Annotated in this window: 17 protein-coding genes; 6 read left to right on the top strand and 11 right to left on the bottom strand. The window is 62.5% G+C overall.

The window, feature by feature from the left end; genetic code table 11:
- Nucleotides 1–24: 24 nt before the first annotated feature.
- From GT748_RS10825 to GT748_RS10860, 8 genes are all read right to left on the bottom strand, one after another.
- Complete coding sequence (locus GT748_RS10825; protein ID WP_161222343.1) at nt 25–1,191, bottom strand: M20 metallopeptidase family protein; 1,167 nt, start codon at nt 1,189–1,191, stop codon at nt 25–27.
- 546 nt (nt 1,192–1,737) lie between these two features.
- Nucleotides 1,738–2,124: a GNAT family N-acetyltransferase gene (locus GT748_RS10830; protein WP_021658559.1), complete on the bottom strand. Its 387-nt coding sequence runs from the start codon at nt 2,122–2,124 to the stop codon at nt 1,738–1,740.
- Nucleotides 2,125–2,305: 181 nt separating this feature from the next.
- The gene (gene glmS / locus GT748_RS10835; RefSeq protein ID WP_021658558.1) at nt 2,306–4,132 is read right to left on the bottom strand and encodes a glutamine--fructose-6-phosphate transaminase (isomerizing); all 1,827 of its coding nucleotides are present in this window, start codon (nt 4,130–4,132) and stop codon (nt 2,306–2,308) included.
- Between the two features lie 485 nt (nt 4,133–4,617).
- Complete coding sequence (locus GT748_RS10840; protein WP_143161532.1) at nt 4,618–5,157, bottom strand: hypothetical protein; 540 nt, start codon at nt 5,155–5,157, stop codon at nt 4,618–4,620.
- Nucleotides 5,158–5,197: 40 nt separating this feature from the next.
- The gene (locus GT748_RS10845; protein ID WP_021658555.1) at nt 5,198–5,845 is read right to left on the bottom strand and encodes a J domain-containing protein; all 648 of its coding nucleotides are present in this window, start codon (nt 5,843–5,845) and stop codon (nt 5,198–5,200) included.
- Nucleotides 5,846–6,718 carry a DUF5685 family protein gene (locus GT748_RS10850; protein ID WP_021658554.1) on the bottom strand — a complete coding sequence of 291 codons (873 nt, stop codon included), beginning with the start codon at nt 6,716–6,718 and terminating at the stop codon, nt 5,846–5,848.
- 211 nt (nt 6,719–6,929) lie between these two features.
- Nucleotides 6,930–7,406, bottom strand: a complete 477-nt coding sequence (locus GT748_RS10855; RefSeq protein ID WP_021658553.1) for an 8-oxo-dGTP diphosphatase — start codon at nt 7,404–7,406, stop codon at nt 6,930–6,932.
- A gap of 107 nt (nt 7,407–7,513) precedes the next feature.
- The gene (locus GT748_RS10860) at nt 7,514–8,341 is read right to left on the bottom strand and encodes a polysaccharide deacetylase family protein (RefSeq protein WP_021658552.1); all 828 of its coding nucleotides are present in this window, start codon (nt 8,339–8,341) and stop codon (nt 7,514–7,516) included.
- 271 nt (nt 8,342–8,612) lie between these two features.
- On the opposite strand from GT748_RS10860, the gene GT748_RS10865 reads away from it, so the two are divergent.
- The 5 genes from GT748_RS10865 to GT748_RS10885 all read left to right on the top strand — a co-directional run bounded on the left by GT748_RS10865 (nt 8,613) and on the right by GT748_RS10885 (nt 12,587).
- A complete protein-coding gene (locus tag GT748_RS10865) occupies nt 8,613–9,557 on the top strand; it encodes a nucleoside hydrolase (protein WP_073260897.1) in 945 nt (314 codons plus the stop codon).
- Nucleotides 9,558–9,577: 20 nt separating this feature from the next.
- A complete protein-coding gene (locus GT748_RS10870; protein ID WP_044992054.1) occupies nt 9,578–10,507 on the top strand; it encodes a nucleoside hydrolase in 930 nt (309 codons plus the stop codon).
- A gap of 57 nt (nt 10,508–10,564) precedes the next feature.
- A complete protein-coding gene (locus GT748_RS10875) occupies nt 10,565–11,500 on the top strand; it encodes a nucleoside hydrolase (protein WP_021658548.1) in 936 nt (311 codons plus the stop codon).
- A gap of 158 nt (nt 11,501–11,658) precedes the next feature.
- Nucleotides 11,659–12,108, top strand: coding sequence for a MarR family transcriptional regulator (locus GT748_RS10880; protein WP_021658546.1), 450 nt, complete (start codon nt 11,659–11,661; stop codon nt 12,106–12,108).
- Nucleotides 12,105–12,587, top strand: a complete 483-nt coding sequence (locus GT748_RS10885) for a flavodoxin domain-containing protein (RefSeq protein ID WP_021658545.1) — start codon at nt 12,105–12,107, stop codon at nt 12,585–12,587. The genes GT748_RS10880 and GT748_RS10885 overlap by 4 nt, the downstream gene beginning before the upstream one ends.
- A gap of 119 nt (nt 12,588–12,706) precedes the next feature.
- On the opposite strand, the gene GT748_RS10890 is transcribed toward GT748_RS10885, so the two are convergent.
- Together GT748_RS10890 and GT748_RS10895 are read right to left on the bottom strand one after the other, a co-directional pair.
- Nucleotides 12,707–13,288 (bottom strand): LysE family transporter, encoded by a 582-nt coding sequence (locus tag GT748_RS10890; RefSeq protein ID WP_044992044.1) that lies wholly within the window; start codon nt 13,286–13,288, stop codon nt 12,707–12,709.
- A 298-nt stretch (nt 13,289–13,586) separates the two neighbouring features.
- Nucleotides 13,587–14,153, bottom strand: coding sequence for a hypothetical protein (locus GT748_RS10895; protein WP_021658541.1), 567 nt, complete (start codon nt 14,151–14,153; stop codon nt 13,587–13,589).
- 137 nt (nt 14,154–14,290) lie between these two features.
- Here GT748_RS10895 and GT748_RS10900 point away from each other — a divergent pair, with 137 nt between their 5' ends.
- Nucleotides 14,291–14,833 (top strand): helix-turn-helix domain-containing protein, encoded by a 543-nt coding sequence (locus GT748_RS10900; RefSeq protein WP_021658540.1) that lies wholly within the window; start codon nt 14,291–14,293, stop codon nt 14,831–14,833.
- A 486-nt stretch (nt 14,834–15,319) separates the two neighbouring features.
- On the opposite strand, the gene GT748_RS10905 is transcribed toward GT748_RS10900, so the two are convergent.
- Entirely contained in the window at nt 15,320–16,054 is a 735-nt protein-coding gene (locus tag GT748_RS10905; protein ID WP_021658538.1) for a metallophosphoesterase family protein, read from the bottom strand.
- Nucleotides 16,055–16,086: the final 32 nt, after the last annotated feature.

The following is a 16,086-nucleotide window of genomic DNA, read 5'->3' on the forward strand; positions in this document are numbered from 1 at the left end:
TCGATATATCTGGGAAAAGGGGCCCTACTGGCCCAGGAAGAAAGAGGTGTAGCGAACGAAGAATTCGACCCCCAGGGGGAGGGCGCTCTCGTCCACGTCAAAGGTGGGGTTGTGGTGGTTGCCGGAGGTGCCGGGGCGGGTGGAGTGGCAGCCCAGGTTGGCGTAGAAGCCGGGGAAGGCGGCCAGGAATTCGGCGAAGTTGTCGGAAGCGGCGGAGGGATCTCTGCCGTCGACCAGTTCCAGTCCCATTTCCTGGGCAATCTGGCGGCCGTCCTCGGTGGCGGCGGGGTCGTTGATGAGGGGGAACTTGGCGGCGACCGCGCTGGTCACCTCGACGGTGCAGCCGTGGGAGGCACAGACCCCCTCACAGGTCTGGCGGATCTTCTCCAGCACCTTCTGCCCATCGCCGTACTTGTAGTAGCGGATGGTGCCCTCGATGTGTCCGGTCTCGGGGACGATGTTGAAGCGGTCCCCCGATTTGATGGCGCAGGGGCTGACCACGCAGGTGTCAAACATGCTGTGGTGGTTGACCGGAATAGTGATGAGCCGCTGGTAGCAGTCCACCGTGGCCTTGATGGGGTCGACGGTCAGGTCGGGCCGGGAGCCGTGTCCCCCCCCCCCCTTGACATCGATGTAGAAAATCTCGGCCCCGGAGAGGCGGGCCCCGGGCACCAGTTCAAGGGTGCCGGGATTCAAGTCCCCCAGCACGTGGATGCCGATGGCCTGATCGACCCCGCCCTTGCCCTGCAGGTATTCCACGATCTCGTCGGCACCCTGACCGGCCTCCTCGGCAATTTGGAAGCAGAGGTAGACCTTCCCCGCCAGCTGGTCTTTGATTTCCAGCAGGGCCTTGCCGGTGCCCAGCAGCATGGCGGCGTGGGCGTCGTGCCCACAGGCGTGCATGCAGCCGGGGATCTGGGATTTATAGGGGACGTCGGTCTCCTCTTCCAGGGGAAGGGCGTCGAAGTCGGCGCGGATGGCCAGAGATTTGCCTGGCTTTCCCCCTTCGATGACGCCCACCACGTTGCGGCGGCCCACGATCTCGTAGGGGATGCCCATAGCGCCCAGTTCCTCGGCGATGCGGCCGGAGGTCCACTCCTCCTGCAAGCTCAGCTCAGGGTGCATGTGAAATTCCCGTCTGCGCTCCACCACGTATGACTCGTGCGATTTGACAAGTTGATGCAGGTCCATCTGTTCTTCCTCCCAATAGAGCGGCTGTCCCGCAGTCGCGGGTGAAGGGGACAGCGCGATGATTTTACTGCTTTACAGCATTTCCTTATTCATTATACGGCTGGACAAAAAGCCTGTCAATCGCGGGGGAAAGACGGCGCTATACGGCGGTGGTTTTAAGCGCTATTTTAGGGTTGGAAGATTGCAAATGAAAAGGCCAAAATGCCCAAGCGCCCATCCGGGCGAGGGGAGAGGAGAAGAAGGGATTTGCGTTCTTCGGAACGGGGGAGGCTTCTCTGTGATTGGCCGTCCCCATGGAGAAAGGCGTGTACGCCATTTTCTTATATGGCTGGGCGAAGGGCTCGCCGACCGCGAAAAGATGGTATTGTCTGGCAGCAGCTTTTCGCGCTCTCCCCAGATGAGAGTACGTTTGCCGCCAGGAGAGCGAAAAGGCCCAGCGGCGCAGTCAACTGCTGGGGTAAAAGGGGAGAGGGGGAAAGGACCTGTCCCCTTTACAGAGAGGGAGGGGTCACCAGCAACAAGCCGCCCTCTGGAAGAGGCAGGGGCTCACTGCGCCCCCTTTTTTCGAATGGCATAGGAGGGCAGACTCGGCCGGCACCCGTTCTTTTCATAGAACCCCTCTGACCCCGGCTGTGCGCCAAAATACAGCATGGTGGGGGTGTGCTCCCGGGCCAGCCGGAGAAGATGGCTGCCAACGCCCTGCCGCCGGTACTGCGGGAGGACCAGCAACTCTGTGATGGTGCCGAAATAATAGCCGTCGGTGAGGATGCGCAGGCACCCCGCCAGCAGTTGGCCGTCGTAGGCCGCAATGTTGATGGTCTTGGCCAGCGCGCGCTCGGTTTTTTGCAGGTCGTAGTCGCCCGGCCATATTTGGTTGACAAAGGAGAGAAACGCCGCCGCGTCAAGCCCCCGGTCGTCCACCCGGTACTCCATTTTTCCTACACCTCCACAGATGTCTTTCTTGCTGGAGCGTCCGCCACAAGGCGGACACTCTTCTTTTTACCCACCATAACACAACCGCCCCTCTATTTCCACAAAGACTGGGGCTGGGGGGCAAAAAAAGAGAGCCCGCGTCAAGGCGGGCTCCCTCTGAAAGACTTTGCCGTTTGAAAATTTACTCCACGGTGACGCTCTTGGCCAGGTTGCGGGGTTTATCCACATCGCAGCCCTTGAGGAGGGCCACATAGTAGGCAAACAGCTGCATGGGGATGATGGAGAGCAAGGGGGCAAAGAGGTCGTTTGACTGGGGCAGGGCGATGACGCTGTCGGCAAACTCCGAGCAGTCGCCGTATCCCTCGTAGCAGATGAAGAGGACGTCGGCCCCGCGGGCCTTGACCTCTTTGATGTTGCTGACCATCTTCTCGCACAGCCGCTGCTGGGTCGCCAGGGCAATGACCGGCACCCCGTCGGTGATGAGGGAGATGGTGCCGTGCTTCAGCTCGCCGGCGGCGTAAGCCTCGCTGTGGATGTAGGAGATCTCCTTGAGTTTGAGAGATCCCTCCTGGGAGAGGGCGTAGTCCAGCCCCCGGCCGATGAAGAACATGTCTTCTGCGTGGCAGTACTTCTCGGCAATGGCCTTGTACTCTTCTGCGTGGCCGAGGATCGACTGCAGCTGTACCGGGATGCCGGCCAGCTCGTCGATGAGGGCGACGGCGTCGGCCTGGGAGAGGGTGCCCTTGCAGAGCCCCAGCTTGAAGGCCAGCAGGTACATCACCGACAGCTGCACGGTGTAGGCCTTGGTGCTGGCCACGGCGATTTCGGGGCCGGCCCAGGTGTAGAGGACGCTGTCGGCCTCGCGGGCGATGGAAGAGCCCACCACGTTGACCACCGCCAGGGTGTGGGCGCCGTGTTTCTTGGCCAACCGCATGGCGGCCAGGGTGTCGGCGGTCTCACCCGACTGGGAGATGATGATGACCAGGTCCTCTTTGTTGAGGATGGGGTCGCGGTAGCGGAATTCAGAGGCCACGTCCACATTGACCGGGATGCGGGCCAGCTTTTCGATGAGGTAGCGCCCGACGATGCCGGCATGCATGGCGGTGCCGCAGGCGACGATGTGGATCTGCTTAAAGTTTTTTAGCTGCTCGTCGGTCAGCTCGATGCCCAGGTCGATCTTCCCGTCGCGCAGGCGGGGGGAGACGGTGTTGGAGAAGGCCGAGGGCTGCTCAAAAATCTCCTTGAGCATGAAGTGGGGGTAGCCGCCCTTTTCGGCCGCCTCGATGTCCCAGGTGGCGGTGAGCACCTCTTTCTCGATGGGGGCTCCGTCCAGGTCGGTGATGGTGACCCCTTCCGCAGTGAGGGTGGCCACTTCGTTTTCCTCCAGCAGGTAGTAGTTGCGGGTGTGCTTGAGGATGGCAGGCACGTCGGAGGCGATGAAGTTTTCCCCCTCGCCCAGCCCGACGATGAGGGGGCTCTCCTTGCGCACGCCGAAGAGTTTGTCGGGGCAGCTGTCAAAGAGGATGCCCAGGGCGTAGGAGCCCCGCACCTGCCGCAGGGTGCGGCTGATGGCGTCAAACTCGTCTTTGGCGCCGTTTTCCAGGTGGTAGTCAAGCAGCTTGGCGACGGTCTCGGTGTCGGTCTGGGACTGGAAGGTGTAGCCCTTGCCCAGCAAAAATTCCTTGATTTCGATGTAGTTTTCGATGATGCCGTTGTGCACCACGGCGGTGTGCTTGCCGCAGTGGGGGTGGGAGTTCACGTCGGAAGGCACCCCGTGGGTGGCCCAGCGGGTGTGGCCGATGCCGCAGTGGCCGGTGGGCCAGCCCTGGGACTTGAGCTTCTCTTCCAGACAGGCCAGGCGGCCCTGGGCCTTGACGACCCGGATGGCCCCCTCGTCAAAGATGGCCACCCCGGCCGAGTCGTACCCCCGGTACTCCAGTTTGCTCAGACCGTCGATCAACAGGTCGGCGCAGTTTTCACGGCCGACATACCCTACGATTCCACACATACTATGTATCCCTCAAATCATTTCAAAAATTGTTCCCCGAACGCCCTTTGTCCCCGCTGTTGCCAGCGGGTTTTGTGGCGCCGGTCACGACCGGGCAGAATCTCTTCTGCCAAAGCCGGGAGGGCATCCGCCGAATCTTCGATCACCCTCCGCCTCGTCGGCCCCGTGGGCCCTGGCGCTTTCTCTTCCCCTGCCCTCCTTTCTCCTCACAAGTGAAAGATATTATACCCCATGTTATGCAAAAAGTCAAAATTCGTGCTGCTTTTTGCGCGATTTCTCCCCCAAAAAGAAAAGAGGAGAGGGGAGAAGCGTTCCCTCCCACCCGTCCGAAAGGGATGGGCCAAAAGGGAATCACTGGAGAGGAGAGGGAGGGGTGTCCGCCGGTCCCCGCCCATTTAAATTGCAGGATGGGCGGGTGCTCCCTGCAAAAGCGGGCGCAAAAAAGCCCCCGCGGCAGGCGGGGGGCGGAGGGCGATGGGACGGGGTCAGAAGCGGCGCAGAAATTTGGGGCGGAACCAGTGGACATACATCGAGACCACCCGGGTGAGGGCGATGTCGTAGACCACGTTGGTGACGTTGGCCACCGCCAGCAGCACCGCGAGGAAGCCGGTGGTGTAGGTGGAGAACTCGTCGGCCACCGCCGCCAGCCCGAAGACGTGGAGCATCAGGTAGTAGGCGAGGAGGATCGCCCCGTTGAAGAGGAGGAGCTTGCAGCCCCACTGGAGCCAGCGGTGGGAGAGCTCCTCGATTTTGGATTTGAGGATGGGGTAGTAGCCCAGGTAGAAGACAAAGAGACAGACCACCTCTTTGTCGGGCACCAGCAGCGCCGCCAGCACCGCCACCCCCAGATAGCAGAAAAAGGCCCACCGGCGGCCCGACTCGACCACGATGGGCATAAACAGCACCCCCGCCACGGCGGGCAGGGCGATGGAGGCGAAGGGAAAGAGGCCGGAGAAGAAGAGCATGACGATGCTCAACGCACCCAGGACTCCACCCAGGGCCACCCGAAAACTTCTGGATTTCACAACGGTCCCCCGCAATCTTGAAAGGCGTTTACAGAGCTTGTCAGCAGCAGCGGATCAGGTCGCCGCCCATGCACTCGCAGCAGCAGTCGGCACAGATGAGGCCGTTGCAGACGTCGCAGGCCGAACAGCCGCCCACGTTGGGATTGGTGTTGTACCCGCCCCCGTAGGGGTTGCCGTACATGGCGCCGCCCCGCTGGCTCTGGATCTGGCGGATGGCGGCGGCGTACTCGGGATTCCCGGGGTCCATGCTCTGGGCCTGCTGAAAGTACTTGAGGGCGTCTTCCAGCCAGGCGCGGTTGTAGAAGATGGAGCCCTTGAGGAAGTACCACTCGGCGCTGCGGGAGCCGCCGGGCACCCCGTCGAGGATCTCCTCGGCCTCGACGATCCGCCCCTGCTCGATGAGCTTGCGCACGTCGCCGAACTGGGTGGTGGCGCCGTAGCGGCGCTGGGAGCTGGTCGGACCCGCACCGGAGCCGGCCGCGCTGCCGGTGTGCTTGGCGGAGCGCCGGTCGGTGATGATCTCGTCGTAGGCGGCGTTGATCTCCTTCATCTTTTCGGCGGCCAGGTCCTCCAGCGGGTTGTTGACATAGTTGTCCGGGTGGTATTTGGTAGCCAGTTTTTTGTAGGCGGATTTGATTTCCTCGTCGCTGGCGTCGCGGGATACCCTCAGTACTCGATATGCGTCCATTTATGCGTCCCCTTTGTATTTGGTAAAAACGTTGGCTTGGGTATTTTTAAAACCCAGAAAGACGATGTTGTCTAAAATGGGCTTGTAGTGATACAGCTCCAGCAGTTGGTAGCCGGCGGAAAACTCGCTGATGGTGAAGTTGAGCATCTCCACAATATCTTGGCCGATGGCCGCCCGATTATAATCCTCCCCCCCGCGCAGGCCGTACCGGCCGATGAGGGGGTTGTAGTTTCCCCGCTTGAGGTCGCTCTCCAGGTCGTCAAAGGCGTCCATCATGTAGATCCAGCGGCCCAGGAGGTAGCCCATGCGCGAGAGGATGCGCCGCTGCCCGTCGGTGCGGGCCACCTGTTCAAACACCTGGCGCAAAAAGGTGCCGGACGGGTCGGCCGCCCGGTCGATGCTGTCGCAGCCCTCTTCCTCGATGCGGCGCTGGGCGGCCATGGCTTTAGCCATGATGGCGTCGATCTCCCCGTACTGGCGGGCGGCCTTTTTTCGCGCCCGGGCCAAAAAGGGGTAGGAGAGGGCGGAGAGCACCCGGTCCTTGAAGCCGTGGTCGTGCAGGTTGTCCTTGGCCTTGTAATAGGCCATGATCATGGCGCACCCGGCGGAGAAGCGCAGCCCCTCGTTTTCAAGGCAGCAGGCCTTTTTTTTGAGGGGGTTGGCCATGCAGCGGCAGCGGCCGTACTGGGGTCCCTCCTCCGAAAGGCCGGTGAAGAGGAGGGCGAGAAAGACGAAGTCGTAACTGAGGGTCAGCCGCGAAAAGGGGCCAAAACTGGCCCCCAGCTGGCGGCAGAGCCCGCAATAGAGGGACTTGTAGGTGTCCAACTCGCAGACGCGGAGATAGGGCTGAAAGGGCTTGACATAGCCGAACAAGGAAACACCACCCGATGGACAGAGCAGCCGGTCCGGCTGCTCTGGAATAGTATCAGTTTACAACGGCCCACCGCCTTTGACAATGGACAATTTGTAAATACTGGCTGTGTGTGGACAAATTGAACCGTTTTTTTCGCCCGAGTGGAGCGCGCGGCCCAAAATGGGGTGGAAAAAACGGTTTTCCTCCCCCCAGGGGGCCTGTTTTGACGCCCTATTTGTAGGTGATGCGGCGGCTGTCGTCGGCCTCGATCCCGGTGCCGTAGACCTCGCAGTACCCGCCCTCCAAAAAGAGGGGGAGATACAGGTCAAAGTTTTTGCAGAGGTCGAGCTGGGGCAGGGTGTCCAGCTCCTGCCACCAGACCGCCCCCTCGTCGGTGGCGGCGAGTAGTTCTCCCTGGTAGTGGCAGGTCTTGTAGAGAAAGACCAGGTAGCGGGGCCGACCGTGCCCGGTGCTCCAGTGGATGACGCCGCAGGGCTCCAGCTGCGAGATTGCAAGGCCGGTCTCCTCCCTCACCTCCCGCACGGCGGAATCCACCAAGCTCTCCTCCGGCTCCACATGGCCGCCGGGGAAGGTGACCCCCTTCCAGCTTTTGACCCGGCGCTGGACCACCGCCCGGTTGCTCTGGGGGTCGTAGACCATCACCATGTTGGTCAGTTCCACCGGCTCTGTCTTCTCTCTCTCCGCCACAGTTCGCCCTCCTCAGTCTTTTTTGTCTACCGTACAAAATACCACGAAAACAGGCGGGCCGCAAGGCCCGCCTGTCGGTTTGCACAGGGGGAGGAGGCCGCGGGGGTTTACTTGCCGCGGCTGTGGTGGCAGGTGACGGAGTCGGAGAGGGTGGCGAAGGAGTATCCCTCCTTTTGCAGCTCGTCGATGATGCGGGGGACTGCCTCGGCGGTGGCCTTGTGGCCGGCTCCGTCGTGCATCAAGATCACCGGGCAGTCCTGTTTGAGGGCCTCCTTGACCACCTTGTTCACAATGTAGTCGGCGCTCTTCTTGCTCCCCACCGCGTCCTCGGCGGAGACGGTCCAGTCGTAGTAGGAGAGCCCCTTTTCCGACAGTTGAGGGATGAGGGTGTCCATCAGGCCGCTGACCTTGCTGTAACGCCGGTAGACCGTGTTGGAGCTGCCGCCGGGGAAGCGGTAGGCGGTGCTGGGCTGGCCGGTGAGGGTGGTCACCGCCTCCTGCAGCTTGTTGAGGTCGTTCCAGAAGGACTCGGGGGAGGCGTAGATCTCCTTGTACTCGTGGGAGAAGGAGTGGAGCCCCAGCACATGCCCCTCGCTCACGATCCGCTTGTAGGTGTCGGGCCGCTTTTCAAGCTCTGTGCCCAGCACGAAGAAGGTGGCCTTGACATCCTTCTCCTGGAGGGCGTTGAGGATTTTCTCGGTCTCCTCCGAGGGGCCGTCGTCAAAGGTCAGGTAGGCCACCTTCTGCCCGCTTTCCGACTGAGGAACGGCGTTTGCCAGGGTCTCGGCGTCCAGCCCGTACTCGCTGGGGAAGAGGTCGGACTCGCTCTCCCCGCCCCGCCCGGCAAAGGCGGCAACGCAGATGCCGATGGCCGCCAGCACCGCCAGGGGGATCACGAGCATCCGCTTTTTCAGGCGAAACACATAACACTTCATATCATCCACTCCATCGCTGCCAAAGTTTTGCACTGCTTTATCTATACGGCCGGGGCGGAGGGGATATGCGCGCCGGGTCGGGGAAGGGCCCCCTTTTGGCGAAAACATCCCCTTTTGTGCGCCGGTCAGGCGGGGCGGCAGCCGGGTGAAAAGGCGAAAAAAGAGGGGCCTCTCCCCGGCGGGACGGCGTTGCGCCAGGGGGATTTTTCCTGTATACTAAGGGAGACAAGCGACGCCCTTTTTGCGCCGCACAGGGGAGGAGTTTGAAGCGGTGGAAACGACAAAGAAGATACCCGTCCTGTTGGATGGGGACCCGGGGCACGACGACGCCATGGCCATGGTGCTGGCCCTGGCCAGCGACCTGGTGGAGGTGCGAGGGATGACGGTGGTGGCCGGCAACAGCACCCTGCAAAACACCTCGCGAAACGCCATTCGGGTGTTGGAGTGGGTCGGCCGGGCCGACGTGCCGGTCTGCCAGGGGGCGGCCCAGCCCCTGATGCGGGGGTTGGAGATCGCCGACAGCGTGCACGGCGAGAGCGGGTTGGACGGCCCGGTCTTCCCGCCCATCACCCACGCGCCGGTGGAGCAAAACGCCTGGGACTTCATGGCGGAAAAGGTGCGCGGCAGCGAGGAGAAGACGGTGCTGGTGGGGATGGGCCCCCTGACCAACATCGCCATCTTCCTGCTGGCAAATCCTGAGCTGCACCAGAAGATCGCCCGCATCTGCCTGATGGGGGGCGCCGCGGTGGGGGGAAACTGGACCCCCACCGCCGAGTTCAACATCTGGGAGGACGCCGAGGCCGCCCGCATCGTCTTTGACGCGGGCATCCCCATCACCATGTGCGGGCTGGACGCCACTAACAAGGCCCGCCCCACCCTGGGCGACCTGGCCCGCTTTCACGCCATCGACACCCGGGGCGGGCGGCTGGTGGCCGGACTGATGGACTTTTTTAAAGACCAGACCCTGCCGGGCACCGACTGGCTGGAGGTGCCGATGCACGACGCGGTGGCGGTGGCGGCGGTGGTGGCCCCCCAGATGCTCACCCTGCGCGACTGCTACGTGACGGTGGACATCGAGGGGGAGCACACCCAGGGCTGCACCGTCTGCGACCTGTGGGGGGTCACCGGCAAGGCCCCCAACGTCCAGGTGGCGATGGATCTGGACAGAGAGGCCTTTATCGACCTGCTGGCCGCCGCCTGCGAGAGGCTGAAGTGAGGGGCGAGGAGGGGCGGCCGGTGCCGGTCTTGCTGGACGTGGACACCGGCATCGACGACGCGCTGGCCCTGCTCTACCTGCTGGGGGAGCCGCGGGCCAAGCTGCTGGGCATCACCGCCATGGAGGGGAGCGTCCCCCTGGCGCAGGTGGCCCGCAACACCCTGGCGGTCTTGCGGCTGTGCGGGCGGGAGGACATCCCGGTGGCGCTGGGGGCCAAAAAGCCGCTGCTGGGGCGGTTCTCCCCCTCCGGCAAGGTCTCCATCCACGGGGAAAATGGGTTGGGAAATGTGTCCATCCCCGACCCGGTGCGGCGGCCCGCCCCCTGCCGGGCGGTGGAGTTGATGGCCCGGCTGATCGAGGAGAGCCCGGAAAGGGTCACCGTGGTGGCGGTGGCCGCCATGACCAACCTGGCGACCTTCCTGCTGTGCTACCCCCACCTGAAAGAGAAGATCGAACAGCTGGTGCTGATGGGGGGCGCGGCCTGGTGCCGGGGGAATTTTTCCCCGGTGGCCGAGGCCAACATCGGCCGCGACCCGGAGGCGGCGCAGATCGTCTTTTCCGCCGGCATCCCCATCAAGCTGGCGGGGCTGGACGTCACCTACAAGGCCTATGCCACCGCGGCGGAGCGGGAGGCCTGGCGGGACTGCGGCACCCGGGCCGGCCGGTTTGCCTGGGAGATGTTTATCCACTATGCCGCCTTTTACGAGGGCGCGCCCGGCTGTGCCCTCCACGATCCCCTGGCGGCTGCCTGGGTGCTGGACGAGGCGCTGGTGAGATCCCTGCCCGCCCATCTGGAGGCAGACCTCTGCGGCCGCTATACCCGCGGCGCCACGGCGGTGGATGTGGGCGGCGCCAAGACCGGCCGCCCCTGCAATGCCCTGGTGGGGGTGGAGGTGGACCGCGAGGCCTTTGCCCACCGCCTGTTGGCAGCGCTGCGGCGGCTGCCCTAGAGCGAGGAAACACGCGCGGCCCTGGCCGCCTGAACAGATCAAAAGGGAGAGATTGCTGTGAAGAAGATCCCCGTCATCATCGACTGCGACCCCGGCACCGACGACGCCTTTGCCATTGCCCTGGCAAAGGCCAGCGGCCGGCTGGACATCCGCGCCCTGACCCCGGTCTCCGGCAACGTGGGGCTGGAGCACACCGCCCCCAACGCCCTGGCCCTGAACGACTACCTGGCCCTGGGGGTGCCGGTGGGCAAGGGGGCCGACCGCCCCATGATCAAAGAGCGGGTGATCAACCTCGCCACCCACGGCGAAAACGGGCTGGGCGGGGTAGAACTGCCCGCCCCCCGTTGCACCTTTGAAGAGGACCACGCCTGGGACGTGATCTACCGGGAGGCGGTGGCCCAGAAGGGCGAGTTGGAGATCGCCGCCATCGGCCCCCTGACCAACATCGCCATCACCTTGCTGAAATACCCCGACATCAAGCCCCTGATCAAGCGCATCACCATGATGGGTGGGGCCTGGGGGGTGGGTAACTCCACCCCCTACGCGGAGTTCAACATCTGGATCGACCCCCACGCCTGCGATGTGGTCTTTAAGAGCGGCATCCCCATCACCATGGTGGGGCTGGACGCCACCCGTCAGACCTTCTTCACCGCGGAGGAGATGGACCGGCTGCTGGCCTCCGACTGCGCGGTCTCGCCGCTGTTGCGGGGCATTTGGGAGTACACCCGGGCCCAGAAGGCCAGAGAGGGGCGGGAGAGCGGCATCATCCTCCACGACGCGCTGGCCATTGCCGCCATCTACTGCCCGGAGGTCATCCATACCGAGCCCTATTTTGCCACCTGCGAGGTGCGGGGCAGCCTCACCGAGGGGCAGACGGTGGTGGACCTGCCGAACCGCTGGAAGAAAGAGCCCAATGTGGACGTGGCCATGTCCGCCGACAAGGAAAAACTCTACGCCCTGCTGCAGGAAATGGTGGCCTTCTACCAAAACTGACCGGGGCCATAGCCAATGAAAAGAACAGCCGTCCTCCCCCGTTTGCGGGGAGGGCGGCTGTTTTGCGCCATTGGGCGGTTGACAGGGGGAAGAAGAGGGGGTATACTCAAATAAGTAATATATTACCTATTTGCAAAGGAGGATGCGCTGTGCAGAGGATGGAGAAGTTGGAGGGGATGGACGGGCGCTATCTGGCCTTTGGCCTGCTCTTTGCGGCCAGCAACCGGTTGGAGACGGTGGGGGACCGCTATCTGGAAGAGCTGACGGCCAAGCAGTGGTACCTGCTGCTCTGCCTCACCACCTTTTTTGAGCGGCCCCCGACCCTGAGCCAGCTGGCGGAACAGATGGGCAGCTCCCGCCAAAACGTCAAGCAGTTGGCCCTGAAGTTGGAAAAGAAGGGGTTTGTCGCCCTGATGCGGGACGAGAGTGACCGCCGCGCCCTGCGGGTGGGACCCACCGAACAACTGGCCGCCTACCAGGCGCGCCGGCAGGAGAGGGACGGGGCCTTTGTCGAGCAGCTCTTTGCCGGTGTCGCCCCGGAGGAGCTGGCGGCGGCAAACCGGCTGTTGCTGGCCCTCTGCAACCGATTGGAGGAGATGGAGAGATGACGAAGACGATTTTGGTGGCTTACCGCTCCCACTACGGCAGTTCCCGCCGGTACGCCGGGTGGCTGGCCGAGCGCCTGCACTGCCCCGCCGTGGAGTGGGATCAGGTGCGCCCAGAGGCGCTGGCCGGGGTGCAGACCCTGGTGTTGGTGGGCGGGGTCTACGCCGGCTGTTGGAGCTGCGCCTCCGGGGTGAAAAAGCGGGCGGCCCAACTGGCCGGCAAAGAGGTGGTCGCCTGTTTTTGTGGGCTCACCCCCCGGGAAGAGGTGGACCTGAACGCCCTTAAGGGGCAGGACCTCCCCTCTGGCGCCGCCGCCTTCTGGCTGCCGGGGGACTTTGATTTCGCCGCGCTGGGGCTGGTGCACAAGGGGCTCATCCGCCTGGCGAGGCGGGACCTGTTGGGCGTCGCGGTGCGCCGGGCGGACGAGGGGGAGTTGGCCCCCGTTTTGGCTTATCTGCAAGGGGCGGGGGCCCAGCGGTAAAAGAGGGCCCGCGGGGCAGCCCGGTTGGCAAGCAAAGCGGCCGCTGACCATGTGGATCGGGCGGCCGCATGACGGGAAAAAGCGAAAGAAGCGCGGGCCTTATAATTGGTGTAGGTGTTTTACAGGAACAGAGCGACCACGCAGTAGACAAGCAGCAAAGCCATCACAAGATTGACCGCTTTTGTGTGCTTTGAAAAGAATTTGCAGAAGGCCGATCCGAACAGGGCCCATACGAAGGAGCCGGATGCCCCGATCAGCGCGAGGAGGACCGTAAATCCAGTGATCGCTGCGGCGGAATGGTAGATCGGCAAAATGTAGAGGGTCATGGCGGTGATCGCGTAGATGTAGATTTTGGGGTTGGCAAATTGCAGGAGCATCCCCGACAGAAAACTGGCCTCTTTTCCGCTGTCCGCATTCACATCGGCCGAGCTTTTCCACACCTTCCAGGCGAGGTAAAGCATATAGGCCGCCCCGAAGAGCTGCATGAAGATCTTCACTTTGGGGAGGGAGGAGTACAGTGTGGTGCTGAACAGGGTGCAGGCCGACATCACAACTGTAAATCCGGCCAGGATGCCCAAGTTGAAGCGGAAGCTGCGGCGAAAGCCCAACCGGGCCGCGTTGCTCATGGACAGCAAATTGTTGGCCCCCGGCGTGTATGCCGTAATTAAACAATAAATCAAGAAATCTGACAAATCGAACAATTTAAGACCCTCCTGTCCCCCACAGGTGGGGGCGATTTTAAAAGGACGGATAGCCGCCGGTGAGGATGTTCACTGGAAAACAAGGGATGTGTTTTGAGGTGGAACTGGGACCAGGCGACCTCCTTTTTGCTGGGGGTCTCCCGCCCAAAACGCCCCGACCACACCCGGAGCGGCGCACGCAAAGCAGAAAACGGACCGAGCTCCCCGGGGGGAGCAGGTTGCTGTTCAAAATGGACCCTTCGCGGCGAAGATAGATGCAGACGCCGGCCTTCACGGCGCCGAAGTCCGGGAGCAAGCATTAAACAGGGAGTACGTCGACCAGGGTCTTCATGGCGTCAAGTGTCTGCTGCATCAGTTCTTCCAGCGATATCCCCAACATCTCTGCGCCCTGCACCATATCTTCCCGGCAGCAGCCGGCGGCAAACTCCTTCTTTTTGAACTTCTTCTTGATGGAACTCACCTCCATGTCCCGGACGCTTTTAGAGGGGCGCACCATCGCACAAGCTCCAATCAGCCCGGACAGTTCGTCGGTGGCAAATAGGATCTTCTCCATCTTTTGCTCGGGCTTGACCGTCACCCAGTTTAAACGGCCATAGCCGTGGCTCACGATGGAGCGGATCATCCCCTCGTCAACGCTGTGCGCCCGCAGGATCTCAACGCATTTTGCACAATGCTCCTCGGGATAGCGTTCAAAGTCAATGTCGTGCAGCATCCCCACCGATGCCCAATACTCCTCGTTTTGGGGGTCATCCCGGCGGGCGAAGTAGCCCATGATGCCGGAAACCACCTCTCCGTGGAGCAGGTGAAACTCGCCGCTATTGTACTTTTTCAGCAAATCGCGGGCTTGTTGTAAATTTGGGACCATTTCTATTCGCTCTCCTCTTTACAAAATTGAAATATAAATTATAATGGTACAAAATGAACGATATATTGTTCGTTTGATATAATGATACATATAGTTCGATATATTGTCAATGGGAAGGGCGGATTTTTTTGGATTCCATGAATCAGATCGTCGCTAAAAACATCAAAAGGCTCCGTGAAAAGAACAAGTTGAGCATGGACGAGCTCTCCAAGTTGAGCGGCGTCAGCAAAAGCATGCTCTCACAAATCGAGCGCGGTGAAGGGAACCCGACCATCTCCACGCTGTGGAAAATTTCAAATGGAATGAATGTGCCCTTTGACGCCCTGACGGTCCGCCCTGAAAGCCCATACGAAATTGTAAAAACGTCGGAGTTGCAGCCGCTGCTTGAAGATGGCGGCAAGGTCAAGAACTATTCGATCTTTCCCGACGACGACAACCGCCGGTTTGCGGTCTACTATCTGGAACTGGACGGGGGGAGCTATTGGGAGTCGGAACCGCATCTCAGAGGGACCACCGAGTTTATCACCATCTTTAAAGGGAATATCGAAATTGAGACAGAGGGTCAGCGGTTTTCCGTTGCGACAGGGGAGAGCATTCGATTCAAGGCCGACCGCGTGCACTCGTACAGAAATGTCGGGGACGAGACTGCGATCTTGCACATGATTTTGTTTAACCCTTGAACCGAGGGAAGGTCCGGCCGGGGCCGCCCGCACAGGCAATGGAGAGGAATGCCCTTTTCATCTGTTGGAGCGATTTTCCCCGGCAAGCCTGTCCCGGCCCTCTCGGCTGGCTGCGGGGATGAGAAGTGTCCCTGAAAAGTCCAGGTGCCGCAACGCCAGGCGGCGATTTAGAGGACAGGCGAGAAGGCGTTGTACATCAATGGCTTTTGAAAGCGGTCAAAAGGCGCCTCGGTGTCGAGGAGCCGACGCCGGGGATATTGCGGGACCCGACTGAGAAGGGCGCCGTCCGTGCGCTGGACGAGTCCAGCAGCCGACGAAGGCGGCAGGCGGTCATCCGCCATATCTTTGTCGGCGGGCGCGCCATCATCTATGAAGTTGTGAAACAAAAGAGAGAAGCAGCGCGATGGCAAAAACCATCGCGCTGCTTCTCTTAAAACGGGGAAATGGGGTCATGGGCTGCCGGTTCTTTTTCACGGGCGCTTTCCTTTAGGGGGAGGGGTGGGCCGGTCCATAGAAGGCCCGCAGCAGGGCGGGCCCCTCCGGCACCCGGCGGCGGGCAAAGGCGGCCTGCACCTCCTCCAGGTCGTAGGCGGGGGCGACGGCCTGCCACCGCCAGCGGCCCCGGTCCAGGGTGAGCACCCCGCAGCGGGCGACACCGCCCAGCCCGTGGGGACAGCCCAGAGAGCCGGGATCGAGGTAGAGGCGGGCCCCGTCCGCCACCGCAAAACCGGCGTGGTCGTGCCCGCAGAGGACCACCTGTCCGGGCAGATGGGCAAAGAGGGCGCGGCAGTCCCCGGCGGTGGGGGACGGGCGGGGGGAGGCAAACTCACCCGCCGCGTCCAGCGGGTAGTGGAGGGCGCTGATGCAGACCTCTTCTCGACGCAGGGTCAGGGAGAGGGGGAGGTCCCGCAGCCACCCCCGGGAGGCGGGGGTGAGGGCGCTGTACACCCAGCGGTGGTGGGCGGCCTCCCCCTCCTCCATCCGGGGCGGATAGGGCGGGGCGAGACAGCGGTCAAAGTAGCGGTCGTGGTTGCCCGCCAGACAGTGGATGTCCTCCCGGCTTTGCAGCAGGGCGGCCACCTCCTGGGGCCAGGGGCCGACCCCCACCAGGTCGCCGCAGCAGAGAAATTCGCGGCACCCCGCCCCCTCCAGGTAGGCCAGGGCGGCCTTCAGGGCGGGCAGGTTGCCGTGTGGGTCGGAAAATACCCCGATGCGCAGCATCTGCTCCCCCTCCTCTCCTTAACACAAAAGGA

Origin of the sequence: Bittarella massiliensis (ex Durand et al. 2017) (assembly GCF_009876955.1) — a bacterium.
In the GTDB taxonomy this organism is placed as follows: Bacteria; Bacillota; Clostridia; order Oscillospirales; family Ruminococcaceae; genus Bittarella; species Bittarella massiliensis.